The sequence below is a fragment of the Streptomyces sp. NPDC014656 genome (assembly GCF_043084305.1).
Classification (GTDB): domain Bacteria; phylum Actinomycetota; class Actinomycetes; order Streptomycetales; family Streptomycetaceae; genus Streptomyces.
Genome location: NZ_JBIBZN010000005.1, coordinates 325,979 through 348,391 on the forward strand (window position 1 = coordinate 325,979; position 22,413 = coordinate 348,391).

The window sequence follows — 22,413 nt, forward strand, 5'->3', positions numbered from 1 at the left end:
GAAGAGTTAGCTGGTCAACCTTAACTGGTCCACTGGTCAGGTTTCAATGAGGCCTGCATCTGTCCTGTCATGTGCCTTCTTCTGGTCGCTGCTGGCCAAAAACCCTTGCTGTTACGGGGGTTGACGGTGTCATTGGTCCATGCCACCTTCATCTCGCGCCAACTGGTAAACCCCTGACAGGTCAAGTGGTCAGCTCGGGGTTTTCCTCCGTTCCCAGGCTCCCCAGAGGTGAATCGTGAAGCACCGCCCCCTCGCCCTGCTCGGCGCCCTGCTGCTGAGCACCGGACTCGTCGCCTGCTCCTCGTCCGGTGACGGGCAGAACGCCGGCGGGCCCACCGTCCTCGACGTCTGGCTGATGCGCGACAGCGTTTCGGACGCCTTCCAGAAGGAGTTCGAGACCGGCTTCGAGAAGGCCCACCCGGAGATCGACGTCAGGATCCAGATCCAGGAGTGGGAGGGCATCGGCGAGAAGGTCACCGCCGCCCTGGCCAGCAACGACGCCCCGGACGTCATCGAGGTCGGCAACACCCAGGTCGCCCAGTACGCCCAGAGCGGGGGGCTCACCGACTTCAGCGGCAAGGTCGCCGATCTCGGCGGCGACTTCTGGCTCGACGGCCTCGCCGAACCCGGCGCCTGGGACGGCAAGCAGTACGGCATCCCCTACTACGCCGCCAACCGCGTCGTCATCTACCGCACCGACCTGTTCCGGAAGGCGGGCATCGACGCCACGACGATCAGGACGCGCGACCAGTGGCTCGCCGCCACCGAGAAGCTGAACCGGGACGGCGTGCAGGGCATCTACCTCCCGGGACAGAACTGGTTCGCCCTCGCCGGCTTCGTCTGGGACGAGGGCGGCGACCTCGCCCTCCAGGAGGGCGGCGGATGGAAGGGGGGCCTCGACAGCCCCGAGGCCATGCGGGCCATGGAGTTCTACAAGCGGCTCCAGGCGCTCGGCAAGGGCCCCAAGGACTCGGACGAGTCCCGCCCGCTCCAGGCGGAGGTCGTCGCCAAGGGGCAGATCGCCCAGGTCATCGCCACCCCGGGCGGCGCCAACGTCATCGCCCAGAACAACCCCGAACTCAAGGGCAAGCTGGGCTTCTTCCCCATCCCCGGCAAGACCGCCGACAAGCCCGGCGCCGTCTTCACCGGCGGCTCCGACCTCATCGTGCCCGCCGTGGCCGAGCACCAGGACGAGGCGTACGCCTTCATCAAGGAACTCACCGGCGACGCCTGGCAGACGAAGCTCGCCCTCGCGATGAGCTACGTCCCCAACAAGACCACGCTCGCCACCGCCGTGGCCTCGGATCCGGGCGCGGCGGCCATGGCGGCCGGCGCCGCCAACGGACACGCCACCCCCAACACCCCCCAGTGGGCCGCCGTCGAGGCCAAGAACCCGATCAAGGACTACATGACGGCCGTCCTCACCGGGCGCGACGCGAAGGCCGAGGCCGCCAAGGCGTCCCGGTCCATCACCACCACGCTGAACAGCGGTTCCTGACGGATGACGAGCCGATCCGCCCGGCGGCCCGGGCCCGCGCGCCGCCCCCTCGCCCTCGGCCCGTACCTGCTGATCGCCCCCGCGGTCCTGGGGATGCTCTACCTCCTGCTCTACCCGTTCGGCCGGGCGCTGCTCATCTCCTTCCAGGACTTCGGGCTTCGCCAACTGATACGCGGCGACGCCGAGTTCGTCGGGCTGCGGAACTACCGGACCCTGCTGACCGACCCGGTCTTCTGGGAGGTCGTCCGCCGCACCTTCCTCTTCATGGCCGTCAACGCCGCCGCCATCATGGTCCTGTCGACGCTGGTCGCCCTGATGACCGAACGCCTCGGCAGGATCGGCAGGACCGTGGTCCTCAGCTCGCTCGTGCTGGTGTGGGCGGTGCCCGTCGTGGCCGCCACCACCGTCTTCCAGTGGCTGTTCCACTCCGAGTTCGGCATCGTCAACGAGACCCTCACCGACCTCGGCCTCCACTCCTTCGAGGGGTACGCCTGGTTCGCCGACGGCCGGGCCGCCTTCACCATCCTCGTCGTCCTCGTCGTGTGGCAGTCGGTGCCGTTCGCCGCCATCACCCTCTACTCGGCCCTCGTCACCGTCCCCGGGGAACTCTACGAATCCGCCCGGCTCGACGGCGCCGGAGGACTGCGGATCTTCCGCTCGGTCACCTTCCCCCTCGTGCGGCCGATCTTCATGCTCGTGCTCTCCCTCGAAGTGATCTGGACCTTCAAGGCGTTCGTCCAGATCTGGGTGATGACCCGGGGCGGGCCGGGCGACGCGACGACGATCCTGCCCGTGTACGCCGTGCAGACCGCCCTCGCCCACCAGCGCTACGACCTGGGCTCCGCCGCCTCCATGGTCACCCTCCTGCTCATGAGCGGCGTCCTCGTCCTCTACTTCCGCCGACTGTTCCGCCAGGAGGGCGAGCACCTGTGAACACCACCCGCGGACGCGCCCCGCGGCGCGCACTGCGCCGGCTCCCGCTGTACGCGGCGGCCACCCTGACCGTGACCGTCTGCCTCTTCCCCGTCTACTGGATGGTCGCCACGGCCTTCAAGCCGTCCCGCGACATCCAGTCGTACGAGCCCCGGCTGATCCCCGCCGAATGGACCTTCGACCACTTCCGCACGGCGGTGGGGGCCGACGGCTTCGCCCTCTTCTGGCGCAACAGCGCCCTGGTCACCCTCGGCGCCGTGCTCCTCGCGCTGGTCGTCGCGCTCGGCGCCGCGTACGCCGTGGCCAGGCTGCGCTGGCGGGGCCGCCGCCAGTTCATGCTGGCGGTGTTCATCGCGCAGATGGCGCCGTGGGAGTCCCTGGTCATCCCCGTCTACATCATCTCCCGCGACACGAACATGCTCGACCGGCTGCCCACCCTCACCCTCGTCTACTTCATGATCACCCTGCCGTTCACGGTCGTGGTGCTCCGCGGCTTCATCGCCGGCATCCCGCCCGAACTCGAAGAGGCGGCCCAGGTCGACGGCTGCACCCGCGTCGGAGCCTTCCGGCGGATCGCCTTCCCCCTGCTCGCACCGGGACTGATGGCCACCTCGCTCTTCGGCTTCATCACCGCCTGGAACGAGTTCACCTACGCCAACTTCCTCATCATCAAACAGCAGGACAGCCGCACGCTGCCGGTCTGGCTCTCCTCCTTCCAGACCACCTTCGGCACGGACTGGGGGGCCACCATGGCCGCCTCCACCCTCTTCGCCCTGCCCGCGCTGATCGTCTTCCTCGCCCTCCAGCGCCACGTGACCTCGGGCCTCACCGCCGGAGGCGTCAAGGGCTGACCGACACGCCGCCACCACCCCGTCGCTTCCGCGCCGCGCGGCATCCGGCGCACGGACCGCGCGCCCCCGCAGAACACCGGAGACCCACCCCGTGGACCTGCCCCGCCCCGACCGCCCCGACCTCACCCTCGTCCCCCGGCCCGGCCGGCTCTCGCCCCGCCCCGGCCGCTTCCCCCTCGACGCCGCCACCCGCCTGCGCGTCGCCCCCGGCGCCGAACGGGCCGCCGACCTCCTGCGCGGCTATCTGAACCCCGCGACCGGCCTGCGCCTGGAGCACGCCGAGGACGGCACCTTCGTCCTCGCCCTCGACCCCGCCCTCACCGGCCTCGGGGAGGAGGGGTACGGACTCACCGTCGCCGCCCACGGGGTGCTCCTGCGCGCCGCCCGCCCCGCCGGCCTCCTCCGCGGCGTCCAGACGGTGCGCCAGCTCCTGCCCCCCGAAGCCCTCACCGCCCCGACCGGCCGGGACCCCGGCCCGTACGACCCCGGCGAGCACGGCCCGTACGGCTCCGAGGCGTACGGATCCGCGCCCCCCGGCCCCCCGCCGCCCCGGATCGAACTCCCCGGCGTGGAGATCACGGACGTCCCCGCGCACCCCTGGCGCGGCATGCTCCTCGACGTCGCCCGGCACTTCCAGCCCGTGTCCTACCTCCGCCGCTTCGTCGACCTCCTCGCCCTCCACAAGCTGAACGTGCTCCAGCTCCACCTCACCGACGACCAGGGCTGGCGGATGCCGGTCGAGGCCTACCCGAGGCTCACCGGGACCGGAAGCCGGCGGGCGCGGTCGATGGTGGGCCCCGCGGGCAGCGGGCGTTTCGACGGACGCGCGCACGGCGGCGCGTACACCCGCGCGGAACTCGCCGGCCTCGTCTCCTACGCCGCCGCGCGAGGGGTCACCGTCGTGCCCGAGATCAGCGTGCCGGGACACGTCCGGTCCGCCCTGGCCGCCTACCCCGAGCTGGGCAACTTCCCGGACCGGCGGCTCGACGTGTGGACCGAGTGGGGCGTCTGCCCCACCGTGCTCGGCGTCGGCGACCACGTTCTGGACTTCTTCCGCACCGTCCTGGACGAGGTGATGGACCTCTTCCCCGCCCCTTACGTCCACCTCGGCGGCGACGAAGTGCCCACCGGCGAATGGGAGTCCAGCCCGGCGGCGATCGCCCGCGCCGCCCGCGAGGGGCTGGCGGGCCCGCGCGAACTGCACGGCTGGTTCACGGCCCGGATGGCCGACCACGTCGTCCGGGCCGGCCGCCGCCCGGTCGCCTGGGCCGAGGACGGCGCCACCCTGCCCCTGTCCTGCACGGTGATGAGCTGGCGCACCCCCGAACACGCCTGGGCCGCCGCCCGCCGGGGCCACGACGTCATCCACGCCGACCACCGCCGCACCTACTTCGACTACGCCCGCGGGCCCGGACCCGACGAGCCGGCCGCCCAGCCGGGCCACACCACCGACCTGCGGAGCGTGTACGGCGTCGACCTGCTGCCGCCTCCCGGCGAGGCCGGGCTCGCCGGCAGGATCCTGGGCGTCCAGGGCCAGCTGTGGACCGAGTTCGTCCCGACGCCCGCGCACATCGAGTACCTCACCTACCCCCGCCTGTGCGCCCTCGCCGAGCGGGCGTGGACCCCGACCGGCGACTGGGGGGACTTCCGGACCCGGCTCGACGGCCACCGCGCCCGTCTGACCGCCCTCGGCGTACCGCACGACGCCCTCCCCGCCCGGACGGCACCCGCCCCCGCGTGAACCGGCGGCCCCGGCCCGTCCCCACGACCCCTTTCCGCTCCCTCCCACCCCCCCCGATCCCTCCCGCCGGCCAGCGGGAGCGAACGAAAGGAAACCGTCTGATGAGCACCCGTGCCACCAGCCGCGCCGCCCGGGCGGCCCTCGCGCTGGCCGCGATCGCCGGCAGCGCCGCCCTGGCGACCTTCCCGCTCACGACCGCCTCCGCCTCCGGCGGCGGGATCGCCGTCCAGTACCGGACCAGCGCCTCCGGGGCCACCGCCGACCAGAGCGAGCCGTGGCTGAAGGTGCGCAACACCGGCACCACCGCCGTGGCGCTGAACCAGGTCAAGGTCCGCTACTACTTCAAGGCCGACTCGCCGACCGCCACGTACCGCTTCGCCTGCTCCTGGGCGGTCAAGGGCTGCTCGGCCGTCACCGGCACCTTCGGCACCCTCGCCAACCCCACCGCGACGGCCGACCGCTACCTGGAGATCGGCTTCACCCCCGCCGCCGGGACCCTCGCCCCCGGTGCCGACACCGGTGACATGCAGCTGCGCTTCTACCAGTCGAGCTGGCAGACCCTGAACCAGAGCGACGACTACTCCTTCGGCGGCGCGCAGACCGCGTACGCCGACTGGACCAAGGTCACCGCGCAGCTCGCCGGCGTGAACGTGTGGGGGACCGCCCCCGCGGGCAACGAGCCGACCGACCCGCCCACCACGCCGCCCACCACGCCCCCCACCACGCCTCCCGGCGGTGGCGCGACCCTCTTCGACGACTTCTCCTACACCTCGCACACCGACCCGGCGCTCGCCTCGCACGGCTGGAGCGTCCGCTCCAACTCCGGCGGTCCCGGCGTCCCCGGCGCCACCTGGGACCCCTCCAAGGTCACCTTCGTCAACCAGAGCGGCAACACGGTGATGAACCTGGAGACCTCCAGCGCCGGCACCGGAGCCACCACCACCCACACCGAAGTCCTCACCAAGGCCACCAAGTTCAAGAACGGCACCTACGCGGCCCGGGTGAAGTTCTCCGACGCCCCCAAGTACGGCCCCGACGGCGACCGGATCGTCCAGACCTTCTTCACCATCAACGACCTCAAGGCCCCGATGGCCGACGACTACGCCGAGTACGACTTCGAGTACCTGCCCAACGGCGGCTGGGGCGAGCCGGCCAACATCCTCTACACGACCTCCTGGGAGACCTACAACCCCGACCCCTGGCAGGCCGTCAACCAGCACAGCGAGAGCCGCACCACCTTCGCCGGCTGGCACGACCTGGTCGTCACCATCGACGACAGCAGGATCACCTACTACGTCGACGGGGCCGTCTTCGGCACCCACGACGCGGCCTATCTGCCCGAGCGGCCCATGTCCATCAACTTCAACCAGTGGCTGATCGACCTCAACGGCCAGACGTCGACCACCCCGCGCGCCTACGACCAGCAGGTCGACTACGTCCTGCACGTCAAGGACCAGGTCCTCACCCCGGCCCAGGTCACGGCGAAGCTCGCCGCCCTGCGCGCCGCCGGTACGGCCTTCGTCGACGAGGTCCCGGCGTCCTGACACCGTGAAGGGGAGGGATCCGCCGCGGCGGATCCCTCCCCTTCACGCCTTCTCAGGGCGTCACTGCCCGGGCGCGGTCGTCGCCCCGGTCCGCGAGGACGCCGCCGTCGGGGCGTCGCCCAGGACGAGGGCCTTCGCCCTGCGGAACTCCTCCTCCGTGATGTCGCCGCGCGAGCGCAGCTCGGAGAGCCTGGCCAGTTCGTCGACGCTGCCGGACCGGGCCGTGCCCGAGGCGGTCTCCCGGATGTACGCGTCGAAATCCCGCTGCTGTGCCCGCGCCTGGGCGATCTCGCGCCGGCCCATGTCCTTGCCGCGGGCGATCACGTACACGAGCACGCCGAGGAACGGCAGCAGGACGACGAAGGCCAGCCAGCCCGCCTTGGCCCATCCGTTCATCTCGTGGTCCCGGAAGATGTCCATGATGATCCGGAACAACAGGATGAACCACAGGATCCACAGGAAGAACCAGAGCATGCTCCAGAACACGCTGAGCAGCGGGTAGTCGTAGGCCAGGTACACGGTCTTCTCCGTTCTGGTGACCACGAGGTCGGGAAGGCGCGGTGCGCCGCCGCCGTGCCCGTCGCCCGGGCAGGGGCCCGCACTGCCACGGCCGTACGGATCCCGGACGGTGGCAACCGGACGGAATATCCGATATGTGGCGTATTGACCGTACCGTGTGATCCGTCGGCTGTCTCGCGCGGCGTCAGCGGCGGGCCACGGAACAGGACGGCGGCCCCGACGTCCTCCACCGCGACCTCACCACCCGTCCCACCTCGCCGAACCGAACCGCCGCGACCGGGGGAGTGAACCCCGCCCGGACCGCCCGCGCGGTGGCTAGGGTGGCCGTGGAGGGGGAGGTGTGTCGCGATGGGCCGGACGGACGCGGGGCCGGAGCGGTCCGGGACGGTGCGCGGGGGGCTCGGGGTGACGGCGGTCCTCGCCGCGCTCGTGGTCGCGGCGCTCGGGGCGCGGTACGGCGGGGACAGCGGGCCCGGGAGGGCGGACGTCCGGGTCCGGGGGCTGACGGACGGAGCGGGGCCCGCCTGGCGGGCCTTCGCCGGGGGCGTGGACTTCCTGGGGGAGCCGGCGGGGGCGGCGGCGCTCGTCCTCGGCACGGTCGCGGGGTGTCTGCTGCTGCGGCGACCCCGCGCGGCCGTGCTCGTCGTGGCCGGGACCGGTGCGGCCGTGGCCGCGACGACGCTGCTCAAGCCCGTCGTCGGACGGACCATCCACGGCGGGCACCTCGCCTTCCCGAGCGGGCACACCGGCTTCCTCACCGCGTACGCCCTCGTGGTGGCGCTGCTCGTGACCGGCCGGCTCGGTCTCGGGCGGACGGCCGGCCCGTCACTCGTCCTCGCCGCCGGGGCGGCGGCCGGCGCCGTCATGGGCTGGGCCCAGATCGTGCTGGACGCGCACTACCCGACCGACGTCGTCGGCGGCTGGTCCACCGCGCTGGCGGTGGTGCCGGCGACCGCCTGGGCGGTCGACCGGGTCGCCGGCACCGGTCCGCGGGCGGGGCGCTGAGCCCCCGTCACCTCAGGCGCGGGGGCGGAACACCGGTTTCACCGGCCGGCCGGTCAGCCAGGGGGTGGCGTCGCCGTCGTCCAGCGCCTTCCGGTAGACCGCGCAGGCATCGGCCACCACGTCGACGGTCCGGTCGACGTCGGCGTCGGTGAGGGCGGCGCTCACCACGAAGGACGGGGCCAGCACCCCGCCCGCGAGGAGCCGGTGCAGGAAGAGGGTCCGGTACTCCTGCGACGGCCGCCCGTCCCCGTCGAGCGTGGCGAAGACCAGGTTGCTGGGGCGGCCCCGGACGACGACGTGGTCGCCGACCCCCATGGCCGCCGCGGCCCCGCGCACCCCGGCCGCCAGCCGCTCGCCGAGGGCGTGCAGCCGTGCCGTGACGCCCTCCTCGACGTAGGTCTCCTGCACGGCCGTCGCGGCGGCCAGCGCGTGCGTCTCCGCGCCGTGCGTGGTGGACAGCAGGAAGACCCGGTCGCCCGGGTGGCGCAGTCCGCCCCGCTCCATCAGCGCGCGCCGACCGGCCAGCGCGGAGACGGCGAAGCCGTTGCCCAGCGCCTTGCCGAAGGCGGAGAGGTCGGGGACGACGCCGTACAGGCCCTGGGCCCCCGCCTCGGACCAGCGGAAGCCGGTGATCATCTCGTCGAAGACGAGGACGCACCCGTGCCGGTCGGCCAGTTCGCGCAGTCCGGCGAGGTAGCCGGGCGGGGGCTCGGTGTGGGTGGCGGGTTCGAGGATCAGGCAGGCGATCTCGTCCGGGTGGCGGGCGAGCAGCTCCTCCGTGGCGGCCAGGTCGCCGTACGGGAAGGTCACCGTGAGGTCGGTGGTGGGGGCCGGGATCCCCGCGTTCATCGGTGTGGTGCCGATGAACCAGTCGTCGACGGAGAAGAACGGATGGTCGGCGCAGAGGGCCACCAGCGGGCGGCCGGTGGCGGCACGGGCCAGGCGCACCGCGGCGGTCGTGGCGTCGGAGCCGTTCTTCGCGAACTTCACCATCTCCGCCGTCGGCACCGTGGCCAGGAAGCGTTCCGCCGCCTCGATCTCCACGACGGACGGGCGGACGAAGTTGCCGCCGCGGTCGAGTTCCCGCCGCACCGCCTCGGTCACGCGCGGGTGGGCGTGGCCGAGGCTGACCGACCGCAGCCCGGAGCCGTACTCGATGTAGCGGTTGCCGTCGAGGTCCCACACGTGGGCGCCGCGGCCGTGGCTGATGACCGGCGCGAGGTTCTCGGGGTACTGGTCGTCGCCCTTGGCGTAGGTGTGCGCGCCGCCGGGGATCAGGGCGTGCAGGCGTTCGTTCGCCGCGCGCGACCGGGGGAGCGCGAACTCTTCGGTGTCCATGTCGGCCTCAGCCCCCGATCCGCTTCAGGGCCTCGGCGAGGCCGGGCGCCTGCCGGTCCCGCAGGGACACCGAGGTGACCGGCAGCGGCCAGGGGACGGCGAGCTCCGGGTCGTCGAAGGCGATCGTCACGTCCTCGGCCGGATCGTGCGGGCGGTCGATCCGGTACGAGGTGTCGGCGGTGTCGGTCAGCGCCTGGAAGCCGTGCGCGCACCCCGCCGGGATGTAGAGGGTGGCCTGCGTCTCGCCGGACAGCTCGAAGAAGGCCCGCCTCAGGAAGGTCGGCGAGTCCGGGCGCAGGTCCACGACGACGTCGAAGACCCTGCCGTACGAGCAGCGCACCAGCTTGGCCTCGCCGGCGCCGGAGCGCAGGTGCAGTCCGCGCACCACCCCCCGGACCGAACGGGACAGGCTGTCCTGCACGAAGGCGTCCGGGTCGATCCCCACCGAGCGGACGACGTCGGCGTCGAAGGTGCGGCAGAAGAAGCCGCGTTCGTCGGCGTGGGGCGTCGGCTCGAAGAGGTGGGCGCCGGCGATCTCCGGGACTTCGGTCGCTTTCATGGGGTCTCCCGCGAGGTGTGGAGGGGGTCGGCGGCCGGGAACAGGGCCGCGGTCAGGGCGGTGAACTGCCGGTCGAGCTGCCCGGCGGCGACCGCGTTCCGCTCGGTCAGGGTCCGCCGCAGCTCCGGCGCGCGCTTCTCCAGCTCCAGGAACTGATCGAGCAGCCGATCCGCGTCGACCTCGCGGGCCGGATGGCAGTACGAGGCGAGCCCCATCCGGGCCATGAGCGCGTCGCTCTTGGCCGCGTAGCTGAGCGCGAGCGTCGGCGCGCCGGCCTTCAGCGCGCACACCAGGTTGTGGTACCGGGTCGCCACCACCGCGTCGGCGGCGGCCATCTCCTCCATCAGCCCGGCCAGCGAGTCCGCCCCGGCCGCGGTGACCAGCGGCGAGTCCACCGCGTCGAGGATCGCGGCGACCACCGGCGCGTCGCACGCGTCGCCGGTGAGCAGCCGGACCCGCCGGCCGTCCGCCGCCAGCGCGCGCACGAAGCGGGTCGTCCCGTCGAGGTAGCGCCGGTGGATCTCCTCGGCCCCGGCCCGGTCGTCGTCACCGCCGCGGAAGGCCATGACGCCGACGCAGACCGTCCCCGGCGGCCCCGTCGGGGCAGGGGCCGGGGGCGGTGCCTGCAGCGCGAAGGCGAGGTCCGGGTGGACCCCGTCGCGCGCGGTGTCCACGCCCATCGCCCGCATCGCGTCACGGGACGGCTCGTCCCGGTACGACCGGTACGCGGCGAGCCGCGCCGACCACCGCACCAGGGTCCGCGTCGCCCGGTTGCGGATCGGCGCGGCGCCGACCCCGACCAGCGCGACCCGGGTGCGGGTCAGCCGGCCGCTCGCGCAGAGCAGGAAGAGGGCGTACGGGAAGCCCCACGGCCGCAGCGGCAGCGTGGCCTCCAGGACGCCCATGCCCGGCACGATCACCACGTCGTGCCGGCGCACCCAGACCGCCGTGCGGACGGCGTCCACGAGCTTGCCCACCCCCTTCCCGGCGACCGCGCCCGCACGGGACGCGGTCCGGTACTCCCCCCGGTACCAGTGCAGCCGGGCCGCGGGGATCCCGTACCGGGCCGTGACGGTCTCGGGGCCGCCGCACAGCGCGTCGACGACCGCCTCGGGGTGCGCGGCGCGCAGGTACCCGAGCACCGCCTCCAGGGAGCCGTCGTTGCCGAGGTTGCCGGAGCCGAGCAGGCCGAACACGCCCACGCGGACCGCGCTCACCGCCCCCGTCCCTCGCGCCCGGCGACGAGGGCGTCGACGGAGACGGCGAGCGCGGCCGGGTCGACCGGGGCACGGTCCTCGACCCGCTCGCCGGCCCCCGGCCGGGCCCGGCTGACCGCCCAGTCCACGAGGTGGCGGTAGCAGGCGCGCCGGTCGGCCGGGGACAGCGGCGCCCGCCGGATCGCCGCGACGAACCCCCAGACGTACTCGGCGAGCAGCCGGGGCGTCGGGTGCAGCGGCCCGGCCCGGCGCGGGTCCAGGTTCACGCACCGGGAGCGCTTGGACGGGTTGGCCCGCTCGGCGCGGGTGGGGTGGTCGCGGCGGAAGTACAGCAGCTCCGGCACCTGGTGGAAGGGGCCGTGGAGGCCGATCTCGCTGACGAAGGTGCGGTCCGCGTGGTGGTAGCTGTCGTGCGGCTTCACCCGGCGCAGCACGTCCGCCCGCATCACGCCGTAGAAGTCGTCGCCGCCGGGCTCGAACAGCATGCTGCGGAAGCGCGTCGGCGCGTGCGGGGAGGCCGTGGCGAGGCCGTACGCGTACGGCACCCTCACCTGGCCGTCGCCGTCGATGACCGCCTGGTCGGCGTGGGCGAGGATCACCTCCGGCCGCTCGTCGAGCGCCTCCACGCAGCGCCGCAGCAGGTCCCGGGCGTACAGGTCGTCGTGCGAGGCCCACTTGAACAGCTCGCCGCGGCACTGGGTGAACACGTGGTTGTGGTTCGGCGCCGCGCCGATGTTCCGGGGCAGCCGGAGGTACCGGATCCTCTCGTCCCGCGCGGCGTACGCGCGGCAGATCTCCTGGGTGCCGTCGGTCGAGGCGTTGTCGGAGACGACCAGCTCGAAGTCCTCGTAGGTCTGGCCGAGCAGGGCGTCCAGCGATTCGGCGAGGTACTCCTCGCCGTTGTACACGGGCAGGCCGATGCTGAGCCGGGGTCCGGCGGTCATGGTGTCCTCACTTCACGGTTCGGGTTCCGGTGGTGCTCGCGCAGGGCGGACCGCAGCTGGATCCACCACACGGTCGAACTGGCCAGCGTCGCGGCGGCGACCCCCCAGGCCGAGCCGGCCGCGCCGGCCGCGGCGGCCCCGCCGAGTCCGCCGGCGGCGTAGCCGGCGGAGGCGAAGAGCTGGGCGCGCAGGCTGCGCCGGGCCGCGCCGAGCGCGCGCAGCCCGGCCGCCGCGCCGGTGCCGAGGCCGGCGCCCGCGACCCCGAGGGTGGCCGGCACGACGAGCGCGGAGGCGGAGGGCCAGACGTCGTCGAGCACGAGGGCGCCGGCCCGGTCCGGTACGAGGAGCAGCGCCGCGCCCCACAGGAGCGCGGCGACGGCCTGCCCGCCGCCGAGGAGGAGGCAGAACCGGCCCAGCCGCTCCGGCGCCCGCCTCAGCACCCGGGCCGCCTCCGCGACGGTGACCAGGGACAGCCCCATCAGGACGGCCAGGAACGGGCCCAGCAGGAGCTCGGCGCCCCGGACCGCGCCCACCGCGCCGACCCCGGCGAGCGCGCCCAGGCCGTAGGCCCGCAGCTGGCCCGCGCCGCTGAGGCTGACGTTCTCGGCCAGGTACCGGTAGCCGAGGTCGCGCTGCTCGCGCAGCCACCCCCGGGCCCGGGCCACCCGGGGCCGGATGCCGGACTGGAGGCAGCCGTACGCCGCGGCCACCGCCGCGGACCCGCCCCAGGCGAGCACGAACGCGGCCACGCTGCCCGCGCGGGCCGCCACGATCATGGCCGGGACGAGCGCGACGCCCCACACGACGTCGTTGACGAACGCCTTCCGTCCGTCGCCCGCCGCGAAGAACGCGAAGCGCCAGGCGTCCTGGAGCAGCAGCGCCGGCAGGACCACGCCGAGGCAGGCGAACGCGGGCCCCACGCCGCCGCCGAGGGCGAGGCCGGCCGACAGGCACACCGCCCCGATGACGGCGCCGACGGCGAGCGCGGCGCCCGACGAGCGGGCCACCGCCGCCCGCCAGGACGCCTCGGGCACGCTGCTGAACCGCACCACCAGCGGGTCGGTGGCCAGCCCGCGGGAGACGTTGAGCACCACGCCGTAGGTCACCCAGGCGAGGCCGAACACGCCGAACGCGGTCACGCCCAGCGAGCGCGCCACGTAGACGCCCACCGCGAAGTTGGACGCGCTGGACGCCGCCTGGTCGGCGAGCCCCCAGGACAGCCGGCCGGCCAGGGCCCGCCGGCCGGATCCGGCCGGCGCCGCCGTCTTCTCCTCCTTCTCGGTGGTCACCGGCCTCACGCCTTGATCAGTCCGGCGGCGCGCAGCGCGTCGGCGGCGTCGGCGACGGTGTCGAACGGCAGCCCGGACCGCTCGGCGACGTCCAGCAGACCGTGCTCGCCGTCGGAGAGGCTGAGCACCCACAGCATCGCCATCTGCGCCTGCTTCGCGTCGCTGCGGCCGCCGAGGGACCCGTACAGCCCCCGTCGCCCCAGCTGCGGCTCGCCGTACGGGCTCAGGTTGAGGTACCGCCGGTCGCGGTCGAGCACCGCGAAGGCCTCGCGGCACACGGCGAGCGTGTCCTCCATCGCCTCCGGGGAGACGAAGTCCGGGTCGTCCGCCGAGGTGTGGTACTCGGGATAGCCGGCGTACGGCGTGCGGCTGAGCGAACCCACGCCGAGGTCGAAGCCGGGCGAGCAGTACTGCCGCTCGTCATAGCCGTACGGCGTGAACTCCTTGATCTGGTGCGGCCGTCCGGACGTCTCCAGGACGTACCGCATCACCCGGTCGATCCCCGCGTCGCCGCGTCGGCTGCGCTTGTACGTCAGGCGGCCCCGGTCGCCCGCGCAGGCCAGCACGAGCCCGTGCCTGACCCGGTCGATCCGCTCCGCGTTGCGGGCCAGCCAGGTGATCGCCCCGATGGTGCCGGGGGCGAAGACGAAGCGGTAGGTGTAGTGCGGCGTCCGTTCCGCCAGCGCCCGGGCGAGGTGCACGGCCACCGCGACGCCCGCCAGGTTGTCGTTGGCCAGCGACGGGTGGCAGACGTGACAGGAGACGATCACCTCGTCGGCGACCTCCCCGGGCACCACGTGCTCGGCGTAGGTGAGGTGCCCGTCGGCGAGCGTGGAGTCGATCCGCACCTCGTAGTCGCCGTCCGGCAGCCCGTCCAGGGTCTCCTGCGCCAGGCAGAAGCCCCACTCCGGCGTGTAGTAGCTGGTGCGGTACGGCACCCAGGACGGGTGCTCCGGCAGGGTGTGGAGGTGCTCGCGCAGCTCCGACAGCGGCAGCGTGGCCGACACCGGCACGCTGTAGCCCAGCACGTGCAGGCTGGACGCGGCGAAGTCGACGACCCGCCGGCCGGAGCCGTCCGCGACGTAGGCGTCCCGGATGTTCCACTCCTGCGGCACCGTCCAGTCCAGCACCCGCGTCCCCGTCGGCACCTCGTGCACCTGGAGCGGGACGTACTCGCCGACGATGTCCAGGGTGGCGCGCACCCCGTCGCCCGTGATGCTCCGGCACAGCGGGTACAGCCGCTTGACCAGCGCGTGCATCTCCTCGCCGGGCGTCGTCATCGGCGCCGCCGCAGGGTGCCGTCGACGGCGCCGGTGTCCGAGGCCGCCCGCAGCACGGCCAGCCGGGTGAAGCGCCGCTCGAAGTCCTCCCGGGTCAGGCCGTGTGCGCGGTAGGCGTCGGCGAGTTCGAGCGCGCCCCGCTTCACCGTCCACTCGCAGTCGAAGCCGGGGACCGCGGCCCGGAAGCGGGAGAAGTCCACGCGGTACGACCGCGGGTCGGCGCCGGTCTCGCCGGTGATCACCACCTTCGAGCCCGCCACCGCCTCGGCGACCTGCCCGGCGATCTCGGCGACCGTCACGTTGTTGGTCTCGCTTCCGATGTTGAACGCCCGGTCGTGCACCGCTTCCTGAGGAGCCGTCAGGGCTGCCGTGAAGGCGCGGGCGATGTCGGCGGCGTGCACCAGCGGACGCCAGGGCGTGCCGTCGGACAGGACCAGGACCTCGCCGGACAGCAGCGCGTGCCCCACCAGGTTGTTCAGCACGATGTCCGCGCGCAGCCGGGGCGAGAAGCCGAAGGCGGTGGCGTTGCGCATGTACACCGGGGTGAAGTCGGCGTCGGCCAGCGCGCGCAGGTCGTCCTCGACCCGCACCTTCGACTCCGCGTACGGCGTCACCGGCCGCAGCGGCGCGTCCTCCGCCACCAGCTCGTCGCCGCCGGCGGCGCCGTACACCGAGCACGTCGACGCGTACAGGAAGCGCCGCACCCCGGCGTCACGGGCCAGCCGCGCCAGGCGCACCGACGCGTGGTGGTTGATGTCGTAGGTCAGCTCCGGAGCCAGCGACCCCAGCGGGTCGTTGGAGAGCGCGGCCAGGTGGATCACGGCGTCCACCCCGGCCACGTGCCCGGCCGTGACGTCCCGCAGGTCCACCCGGTGCCCGGCCGGGTCCGCGGGCACCGGGCCGAGGACGCAGTCGGCGAAGAGCCCGGAGTCGAGGCCGACGACCTCGTGCCCGGCGGCTTCGAGGACCGGGGCCATCACGGTCCCCAGGTAGCCCTGGTGTCCGGTCAGCAGTACGCGCACGGTTCATTCCCCCAGGTCGAGAGTGAGTTTGGTGACGTCGAACGCCTCGGCGTACCGCGCCTGGCACTCGATGCCGCGGATCCGGGCCAGCCCCAGGAAGGCCTCCCGGTCGTACCAGGGCCGGTGCCGCTGCGAGGGGTAGTGCTCCTGCAGCAGCCGGACCTTGTCCTCGGCGGTCCGCGGCGTCAGCGGCTGGTACGCGTTCGGGCGGCCCAGGTCGCCGTCCCACTTGACGATCTCGTAGCCGAGCACCAGGTGGTCGCGGAAGGCGGTGGGGACCAGCCGCGCCAGCCCCCGGTGGTCCTGGTGCGCGTCGGCCGTGCGCGGCGCCAGCACCACGTCCGGCTCCGTCGCCGCGCGCAGCTCCTCGACCGCCGCCTTCGCCTCGTCCCAGTACGCGGGCAGCCGGCCGTCCGGCAGCTTGAGCACGGTCAGCCGCAGGTCGGCCCCCGGGCAGAAGGCGGCGAGCGCGGCCCGCTCCTCCCGCTCCCGCTCCCCGCCGCCGCCGGAGAGCACCAGCGCGTCGACGCGGACGCCCGGCCGCGCCCGGCAGACCGTCAGCAGCGTGCCGCCGGCCCCGATGGCGATGTCGTCGCAGTGCGCGCCGACCGCGACGACCCGCTCCAGGGGACGGGTCCCGAGCCCGATCACACGCCCACCCCCGCGCCGCCGCGCTCCCACACGGCCCACGGCCGGTCGCCCCGGGCGTACGCCTCGTCGAGCGCGGCCTTCTCCTTCACGGTGTCGGTCGGCTTCCAGAAGCCGCGGTGCCGGTGCGCCACGAGACGGCCCTCCTTGGCCAGCCCGGCGCAGCCGTCGGCGACCAGGTCCCCGCCCTCGGGTATGTGGTCGAAGACCTCCTGGCGGAGCACGAAGTAGCCGCCGTTCTCCCACAGCGGCAGGTCGCTCACCGGCGTGATGCCCCCGACCAGGCCGTCCTCGCCCAGGTCCACGCAGTGGAAGGACGACTGCGGCGGCACCACCATCATCGACGCGCCCGCGTCGCGCCGCTCGAACCGGTCGATCATCTCCGGCAGCGGGGCGTCGGTCAGCACGTCGGCGTAGTTGGCGAGGAACATCTCGTCGCCGTCCAGGTGGTGGCGCACCCGGCGCAGCCGCTCCCCGATCGGCGACTCGATGCCGGTCTGCGCGAAGGTGATCGTCCAGTCGGCGATGTCGGTGGACAGCAGCTCGGTCCTCCCGCCCCGCAGCACGAAGTCGTTGGACGTCGTCTCCTCGTAGTGGAGGAAGAAGTCCTTGATGTGGTGGGCGCCGTAGCCCAGGCACAGGATGAACTCCGTGTGCCCGAAGTACGCGTAGTAGCGCATGACGTGCCAGATCAGCGGCCGGGGGCCGACCATCGCCATCGGCTTGGGCACGTCGTCGGAGGCGCCGGCGCGCATGCGCAGCCCGTAACCGCCGCAGAACAGGACGACCTTCATCGCGTCACCTCGACGATGCTCAGTTCCGGGATGGGGAAGACCAGCCGGCCGCCCCACTCGTGCACGTAGGACAGCTGCTCGACCAGCTCGTCCCGCAGGTTCCACGGCAGCACCAGCACGTAGTCCGGCCGGTCGGCGGCGATCCGCTCGGGCGGCAGCACCGGGATCCGGGTGCCCGGGGTGAACCTGCCGTGCTTGTACGGGTTCCGGTCGACCGTGTACGCGAGCAGGTCGGGCCGGATGCCGCAGTGGTTGAGCAGGGTGTTGCCCTTGCCCGGCGCGCCGTAGCCGACGACCGTCTCGCCCCGCTCGGCCGCCTCGATCAGGAACCGCAGCAGGTCCCGGCGCACCTTGGCGACCCGCGCGGAGAACTCGGCGTACCCGGACAGCTCCTGGAGCCCGGCGGCCTTCTCCCGGTCCAGGACCTCGGCCACCCGCGCGCTCGGCCCGCCCGCCGCCTCTGCCGGCCGGGCCCACAGCCGGATCGACCCGCCGTGCGTCGGCAGCAGCTCGACGTCCACCAGCGCGAGGCCGCCGCTCGCCAGGGCCCGGATCGCGGACGCGACCGTGTAGTACTGGAAGTGCTCGTGGTAGATCGTGTCGTACTGGTTCTCCTCGATCAGCGTCAGCAGGTGCTGCACCTCGATCGAGACCCAGCCGTCGTCCGCGACCAGCGCGCGCAGCCCCCGGGTGAAGCCGACCACGTCGGGGATGTGCGCGTACACGTTGTTGGCCACGACCAGGTCCGCCGGACCGTGCCCGGCCCGGACGTCCGCACCGGTCCTCGCCGACAGGAACTCCGTCACCGTCGGCACGCCCGCCTCCCGCGCCGCCGCCCCCACGTTCACCGACGGCTCGATGCCGAGGCAGCGGATCCCCCGGTCCACCACGTGCCGGAGCAGGTACCCGTCGTTGCTCGCCACCTCCACCACGAACGCGTCGGGCCCGAGCCCCGCCCGCTCCACCGCCCCGTCGACGAACCTGCGCGCGTGCTCCACCCAGGACGTCGAGTACGAGGAGAAGTACGCGTACTGCGTGAACGTCTCCTCCGGCGTGATCAGCGGCGGGATCTGCGCCAGCCAGCACTCGGTGCACACCCGCAGGTGCAGCGGGTACGCCGGCTCGGGCAGGTCCAGCCGGTCCGCGGCGAGAAAGCTCTCGCACGGCGGGGTCGCCCCCAGGTCGACGACGCTCCCCAGCGCCGCCGAACCGCAGAGTCGGCACCGTGTCATCTACTGCCCCCCATCGATTCCGTCCGCCCCGCGATCGCGGCGCGGTACTCCTCCACCAGGCGCTCCAGGCCGACGGCCGGGCTGAACGCCCGCTCGTACCGCAGCCGGGCCGCCCGGCCCATCTCCCGGTTCAGGGCCCGGTCGGTCGCGACCCGGCGCAGCCGGTCCGCCAGCGAGGCGGGATCGCCCGGGCGGTGCAGCAGCCCGGTCACCCCGTCCTCGACGAGTTCCACGAAGGCGCCGTGCCCGGCGGCGACCGCGGGCACCCCCGCCGCCATCGCCTCCGCCACCACCAGGCCGAAGGTCTCCAGGGACAGCGAGGGCGCCACCACGGCGACCGCCCGGGCGACCGCCTCCCGGCACCGCTCCGGGTCGTACAGGCCGACGTACCGCACGTCGTCCCGGTCCGCGGCCCAGGCGGCCACCTCCCGGTCCAGCGGGCCCGCGCCGGCGATCACCAGCGGCACGCCGACGCCGCCGTCCGCCGCCAGCAGGTCCCACGCGGCCATCAGCGGCCGCACGCCCTTCGCCTCCGCGAGCCGGCCGAGGAAGAGCAGGTGGTCACCGCCGCCCGACCGCACCGGGCCCGGGTCCGGCACGAAGTTGTGCTTCACCACCAGCCGTTCGGCCGGCATCCCGGAGCGCACCAGCACGTCGCGCTGCGCCGCCGAGATGCAGAAGAACCGCTCCACGCCCGTCCACCAGCGCCGCCGGTTGACCGCCAGACCGACCGCGAGCGGGACCGTCGCCAGCCGGGAGTTCCGGTAGCAGCCGTGCCGGACGGCGGGCAGCGGCGCCCGGGGGCCGACGCACTCGCCGCACTCCCGGCCGTCGCGGTGCAGCGTCCCGGGCGGGCAGACCTGCGTGTAGTTGTGCAGCGTGGCGACGACCGGCACGCCCGCGTCCGCGCAGGCGGCCAGCACCGCGGGCGACAGGAGCGGGAAGACGTTGTGGACGTGCACCACGTCCGGCCGGCCGGCCCGCAGCCGGGCGGCCAGCTCCGTGCGGACCGCCGGGTTCCACGGCACCAGGAACGGCACCGCCGCCTTGCCGAGGAGCGACCGGCCGGCGATGGAGTCGCTGCGCCGCTCGAAGACCTCGACCCGGTGGCCGGCCGCCCGCAGCAGCGCCACCTCCTCGTCGACCACCCTGTTCTCCCCGCTCGGCTGCGCCGAGGAGTAGCGGTTGTGCACCACAAGGACATGCACGTTCAGGTCACCTCCTGGCCCATCGCGGGACGTGTCGTGCGGGAACGCCGGCCGCCGGCGGGCGGACGGCGGGGGAGGGGGCCACCAGCAGCGAGGCGGCCAGGGCCAGGTGCAGCAGGTACGCCGAGGCGTCCCCCAGCCCGACCTCGGTGTACGACGACAGCGCGCAGTAACTGATCAGGAAGATCGCGCAGGCCCTCGGCAGCGACGGCGGGCGCAGCAGCGCCACTGCGCCGAGCACCACGAGCAGCGCCGCCACCAGCACGACGCCGACCAGCCCCTGCTCCTGGAAGACGGCCAGCCAGCTGTTGTCGATCGGCAGCCCGTCGAAGGACTTGTCGCCCAGCCCCGTGCCGAACACCGTCTCCCCGGGCGTCCGGGGCGACGCGAGGAGGGAGTCCCAGACCTTCGCCCGGCCGGTGAGGTTCGAGAAGTTCTCCCGGCTCTGCCCGCGCAGGAACCACGTCCGCAGCGCCGAACCGAAGACCACCGCGGCCACCGCCGCGCACAGCACCGCCCAGGCGAAGAGCCGGCGGGCGGCGGCACTGGTGAGGAAGAGCGAACCGATCGCGAGCACCAGGCCGATGAGCAGCCCCAGCGTCGCCGTCCGGGTGTGCGTCATGGCGAGCAGCACCAGCGACGGCACGACGACCACCGCGGCGCCCGCCGCGGTCGTCCGGCGGCCCAGCAGGAGCAGCACCGTGAGCCCGGTGACCACCGCCGCGTACTGCCCGATCTGCGGCGGGGTCAGCGGCCACAGCGCCCCCACGAGCCGCCCGCCGTAGTACTCCGGCATCGCCGTCCCCGGGGCGACGGCCAGCCCGGCGGCCACGAGCCCGAGGACCGCGAAGTACATCCGGATGTGATGGCGGACGAAGACCAGGCCGCCGTCCCACCAGCGGGTGAGCAGCCACAGGGTGGCGACGAAGAGCGCCAGCCGGGCGCAGCGGAACAGCGCCCCGACCCCGACCTCCAGGTGCACGCCGGCGATCACGCTCGGCACCAGGAGCAGGGTCAGCAGGAACAGGAAGGCGCTCGCCCGGACGCGCACCGGGCGGTTGACGGCGAGCGCCAGCGCGAACGCCGCGACCAGCGCGCCCATGGTGAGCATCTGGATGAGGGAGCGGGGCAGCGGGACGACGGTCTTCGCCCCCGCCGAGCCCAGCGTGTTGAGGGCCAGCAGCGCCCACGCCACCCCGACGGCCCTCGGGGTCCGGTCCGCGGTCATCGGCCACCGCCGCCCGCGTCGAGGGTGCTGCCCGCGTCCTGCCGGTACGGCGCGCCCCGCCACCGCCCGAAGCCGAGGGACCGGCCCGGGTCGCGGGCGACGAACGTCCACGGTCCGACGTACGCGTTGTCGTGCCAGCGGTTGTCCTGCCCGTGGGTGATCGCCTCGGCCACCCCTCCGCCCAGGTACGGCGACCAGTCCGGCGAGGTGCCGCGGCCGGCCAGCACCGCCATGCGGCCGCACGCCGCCGCCGGGCACGGGACGGCGGCCGGGTCCAGCGCGAAGCGGTTGCCGTGGACGTCGACCCGCCGGGTCTTCCAGCGGCAGTCGGAGCGCAGCGGCGGGGCGGCGATCGCGGGCGGCGCGCAGCGCGCGGTGGACCCCACCAGGCGCGTGCAGTAGCCGGCGGAGGTGTTGGACGGGCTGTTGCAGAACCGGTCGGCGTCCTCCCACAGGGTGATGCCCGACCAGTTGTCCTCCAGCAAGTTGTGGTGGATCTCGATCCGGTCCGTGCGGGCCGGGACCCGGGGTTCGCCGCCGGACTCGGAGACGTACACGGCCGCGTGCGGGAAGTCGTCGCCGTCGTCGGCGGCCGCGCGGCCCTCGACCCGGTTGTTCCGCCGGATCGTGTTGTTCCGGACGACCGCGTTGTAGCTGGTCTCGTAGATCAGCGCGGCTCCGTCGTTCTCCTCGATCAGGTTGTCCTCGAAGAGGAAGTCGTTGTTGTTCGTGTCCGCCCACAGCCCGGCCCCGCGGTTGCCGTGCACCCAGTTGCCGCGCACGTCGGCGCCGTCGATCGCCCAGAACTTGACGCCGGCGGTGCAGCCGCAGCCGGGCTGCCGCCGCTCCCAGTCGTCGGTGTTGTTGCCGGTGATCTCGTTGCCCTCGACCACCAGGCCCCGGACGGAGTCCCCGGTCTTGTAGGCGTTCATGCCGTACTGGCCGTTGCCCCGCAGACAGCTGGCGCGCAGCACCTGCCGGGCGCCGGCCATCAGCCCGGCACCGGAGTTGTCCTCGATCCGCAGGTGCTCGATCACCCACCCGTCTGCCATGTCGTGGTTGACCACGCCCTCGTCCTTCGGCGCGACGAAGCCCCGCACGGTCAGGTGCCGCAGGGTGACGCCGGCGGCGGTCCCGCCGAACGCGTACTGGTTGGCCCCCCGGCCGTCGAGCACCGCGCCCGGCGCGCCGAGGTACCGGTTCCCCTCCTTGGTCTCGACCTGGGCGTAGGCGCCGGGGCCGAGGGTGTGCGTGCCCGGCCGGAGCCAGAAGGTGGTGCGCGGCGGGCTGCTGTCGGTCTTCGCCGCCAGGTCGCCGACGACCGACGGGTCGACCGTCACCGCGCCCGCCGGTGCCGTGGTGGGACCGGCCGCCGGCGCGTCGCACACCCGGGCCACGGACGCCGGGGCGCCCACGGCCACGGCGGGCGCCCCGGACGCGGAGGTCCCGGCCGGTCCCGCCGGGGCATCCGCCGCGCCCGTGCAGCCGGTCGCGGCCAGCAGGAGCAGCACCAGGGGCGCCGCCGGCACCGCCCGGTGCCGCCGCTCTCTCACCACGTGCCCC

At 73.8% G+C, this 22,413-nt stretch carries 20 protein-coding genes; 6 read left to right on the forward strand and 14 right to left on the reverse strand.

Translation table 11 applies throughout. The features are described from left to right. Positions 1-235: 235 nt before the first annotated feature. From ACF1ED_RS14925 to ACF1ED_RS14945, 5 genes are all read left to right on the forward strand, one after another. Entirely contained in the window at positions 236-1,498 is a 1,263-nt protein-coding gene (locus ACF1ED_RS14925; RefSeq protein WP_391760316.1) for an extracellular solute-binding protein, read from the forward strand. A gap of 3 nt (positions 1,499-1,501) precedes the next feature. After that, on the forward strand, positions 1,502-2,431 hold the full coding sequence (locus ACF1ED_RS14930; RefSeq protein ID WP_391760317.1) for a carbohydrate ABC transporter permease: 930 nt from the start codon (positions 1,502-1,504) through the stop codon (positions 2,429-2,431). Further along, positions 2,428-3,282, forward strand: coding sequence for a carbohydrate ABC transporter permease (locus tag ACF1ED_RS14935; protein WP_391760319.1), 855 nt, complete (start codon positions 2,428-2,430; stop codon positions 3,280-3,282). Before ACF1ED_RS14930 ends, ACF1ED_RS14935 begins: the two co-directional genes overlap by 4 nt. Before the next feature lie 97 nt (positions 3,283-3,379). Then, entirely contained in the window at positions 3,380-5,023 is a 1,644-nt protein-coding gene (locus ACF1ED_RS14940) for a beta-N-acetylhexosaminidase (RefSeq protein ID WP_391760724.1), read from the forward strand. A gap of 101 nt (positions 5,024-5,124) precedes the next feature. Further along, a complete protein-coding gene (locus ACF1ED_RS14945; protein ID WP_391760321.1) occupies positions 5,125-6,567 on the forward strand; it encodes a cellulose binding domain-containing protein in 1,443 nt (480 codons plus the stop codon). Between the two features lie 60 nt (positions 6,568-6,627). On the opposite strand, the gene ACF1ED_RS14950 is transcribed toward ACF1ED_RS14945, so the two are convergent. Further along, positions 6,628-7,041 carry an SHOCT domain-containing protein gene (locus ACF1ED_RS14950; protein ID WP_391760726.1) on the reverse strand — a complete coding sequence of 138 codons (414 nt, stop codon included), beginning with the start codon at positions 7,039-7,041 and terminating at the stop codon, positions 6,628-6,630. Between the two features lie 393 nt (positions 7,042-7,434). On the opposite strand from ACF1ED_RS14950, the gene ACF1ED_RS14955 reads away from it, so the two are divergent. Then, positions 7,435-8,091 (forward strand): phosphatase PAP2 family protein, encoded by a 657-nt coding sequence (locus ACF1ED_RS14955; protein ID WP_391760323.1) that lies wholly within the window; start codon positions 7,435-7,437, stop codon positions 8,089-8,091. Between the two features lie 12 nt (positions 8,092-8,103). Here the strand turns inward: ACF1ED_RS14955 and ACF1ED_RS14960 are convergent, their stop codons facing one another. Genes ACF1ED_RS14960 through ACF1ED_RS15020 form a run of 13 tightly spaced genes read right to left on the reverse strand, consistent with a single transcriptional unit; the run spans position 8,104 to position 22,406 of the window. Next, the gene (locus ACF1ED_RS14960) at positions 8,104-9,429 is read right to left on the reverse strand and encodes a glutamate-1-semialdehyde 2,1-aminomutase (protein ID WP_391760325.1); all 1,326 of its coding nucleotides are present in this window, start codon (positions 9,427-9,429) and stop codon (positions 8,104-8,106) included. Positions 9,430-9,436: 7 nt separating this feature from the next. Further along, positions 9,437-9,988: a dTDP-4-dehydrorhamnose 3,5-epimerase family protein gene (locus tag ACF1ED_RS14965; protein WP_391760327.1), complete on the reverse strand. Its 552-nt coding sequence runs from the start codon at positions 9,986-9,988 to the stop codon at positions 9,437-9,439. Then, positions 9,985-11,205 carry a polysaccharide pyruvyl transferase family protein gene (locus ACF1ED_RS14970; protein ID WP_391760329.1) on the reverse strand — a complete coding sequence of 407 codons (1,221 nt, stop codon included), beginning with the start codon at positions 11,203-11,205 and terminating at the stop codon, positions 9,985-9,987. The genes ACF1ED_RS14965 and ACF1ED_RS14970 overlap by 4 nt, the downstream gene beginning before the upstream one ends. Next, a complete protein-coding gene (locus tag ACF1ED_RS14975; RefSeq protein WP_391760331.1) occupies positions 11,202-12,149 on the reverse strand; it encodes a glycosyltransferase family 2 protein in 948 nt (315 codons plus the stop codon). The genes ACF1ED_RS14970 and ACF1ED_RS14975 overlap by 4 nt, the downstream gene beginning before the upstream one ends. Continuing rightward, complete coding sequence (locus ACF1ED_RS14980; protein ID WP_391760333.1) at positions 12,146-13,438, reverse strand: hypothetical protein; 1,293 nt, start codon at positions 13,436-13,438, stop codon at positions 12,146-12,148. The genes ACF1ED_RS14975 and ACF1ED_RS14980 overlap by 4 nt, the downstream gene beginning before the upstream one ends. A gap of 5 nt (positions 13,439-13,443) precedes the next feature. After that, positions 13,444-14,718, reverse strand: coding sequence for a DUF4910 domain-containing protein (locus ACF1ED_RS14985; protein ID WP_391760335.1), 1,275 nt, complete (start codon positions 14,716-14,718; stop codon positions 13,444-13,446). Next, positions 14,715-15,740: an NAD-dependent epimerase/dehydratase family protein gene (locus tag ACF1ED_RS14990; RefSeq protein ID WP_391760337.1), complete on the reverse strand. Its 1,026-nt coding sequence runs from the start codon at positions 15,738-15,740 to the stop codon at positions 14,715-14,717. Before ACF1ED_RS14990 ends, ACF1ED_RS14985 begins: the two co-directional genes overlap by 4 nt. A 3-nt stretch (positions 15,741-15,743) precedes the next feature. Further along, entirely contained in the window at positions 15,744-16,391 is a 648-nt protein-coding gene (locus ACF1ED_RS14995; RefSeq protein WP_391760339.1) for a PIG-L deacetylase family protein, read from the reverse strand. Further along, entirely contained in the window at positions 16,388-17,182 is a 795-nt protein-coding gene (locus tag ACF1ED_RS15000) for a glucose-1-phosphate cytidylyltransferase (protein ID WP_391760341.1), read from the reverse strand. The genes ACF1ED_RS14995 and ACF1ED_RS15000 overlap by 4 nt, the downstream gene beginning before the upstream one ends. Next, the gene (locus tag ACF1ED_RS15005) at positions 17,179-18,414 is read right to left on the reverse strand and encodes a class I SAM-dependent methyltransferase (RefSeq protein ID WP_391760343.1); all 1,236 of its coding nucleotides are present in this window, start codon (positions 18,412-18,414) and stop codon (positions 17,179-17,181) included. Before ACF1ED_RS15005 ends, ACF1ED_RS15000 begins: the two co-directional genes overlap by 4 nt. Further along, a complete protein-coding gene (locus ACF1ED_RS15010) occupies positions 18,411-19,622 on the reverse strand; it encodes a glycosyltransferase (RefSeq protein ID WP_391760345.1) in 1,212 nt (403 codons plus the stop codon). Before ACF1ED_RS15010 ends, ACF1ED_RS15005 begins: the two co-directional genes overlap by 4 nt. Before the next feature lie 7 nt (positions 19,623-19,629). Then, the gene (locus ACF1ED_RS15015) at positions 19,630-20,850 is read right to left on the reverse strand and encodes an O-antigen ligase domain-containing protein (protein WP_391760347.1); all 1,221 of its coding nucleotides are present in this window, start codon (positions 20,848-20,850) and stop codon (positions 19,630-19,632) included. Continuing rightward, the gene (locus ACF1ED_RS15020; RefSeq protein ID WP_391760349.1) at positions 20,847-22,406 is read right to left on the reverse strand and encodes a right-handed parallel beta-helix repeat-containing protein; all 1,560 of its coding nucleotides are present in this window, start codon (positions 22,404-22,406) and stop codon (positions 20,847-20,849) included. The genes ACF1ED_RS15015 and ACF1ED_RS15020 overlap by 4 nt, the downstream gene beginning before the upstream one ends. Positions 22,407-22,413: the final 7 nt, after the last annotated feature.

What these genes read in the sequence shown, in the direction of transcription:
- ACF1ED_RS15005 (WP_391760343.1), bottom strand. Translation starts at nt 18,414, where the DNA reads ATGACACGGTGCCGACTCTGCGGTTCGGCGGCGCTGGGGAGCGTCGTC.
- ACF1ED_RS14955 (WP_391760323.1), top strand. Translation starts at nt 7,435, where the DNA reads ATGGGCCGGACGGACGCGGGGCCGGAGCGGTCCGGGACGGTGCGCGGG.
- ACF1ED_RS14960 (WP_391760325.1), bottom strand. Translation starts at nt 9,429, where the DNA reads ATGGACACCGAAGAGTTCGCGCTCCCCCGGTCGCGCGCGGCGAACGAA.
- ACF1ED_RS14985 (WP_391760335.1), bottom strand. Translation starts at nt 14,718, where the DNA reads ATGACGACGCCCGGCGAGGAGATGCACGCGCTGGTCAAGCGGCTGTAC.
- ACF1ED_RS14975 (WP_391760331.1), bottom strand. Translation starts at nt 12,149, where the DNA reads ATGACCGCCGGACCCCGGCTCAGCATCGGCCTGCCCGTGTACAACGGC.
- ACF1ED_RS14945 (WP_391760321.1), top strand. Translation starts at nt 5,125, where the DNA reads ATGAGCACCCGTGCCACCAGCCGCGCCGCCCGGGCGGCCCTCGCGCTG.
- ACF1ED_RS15000 (WP_391760341.1), bottom strand. Translation starts at nt 17,182, where the DNA reads ATGAAGGTCGTCCTGTTCTGCGGCGGTTACGGGCTGCGCATGCGCGCC.
- ACF1ED_RS15015 (WP_391760347.1), bottom strand. Translation starts at nt 20,850, where the DNA reads ATGACCGCGGACCGGACCCCGAGGGCCGTCGGGGTGGCGTGGGCGCTG.
- ACF1ED_RS14930 (WP_391760317.1), top strand. Translation starts at nt 1,502, where the DNA reads ATGACGAGCCGATCCGCCCGGCGGCCCGGGCCCGCGCGCCGCCCCCTC.
- ACF1ED_RS14950 (WP_391760726.1), bottom strand. Translation starts at nt 7,041, where the DNA reads ATGCTCTGGTTCTTCCTGTGGATCCTGTGGTTCATCCTGTTGTTCCGG.
- ACF1ED_RS14965 (WP_391760327.1), bottom strand. Translation starts at nt 9,988, where the DNA reads ATGAAAGCGACCGAAGTCCCGGAGATCGCCGGCGCCCACCTCTTCGAG.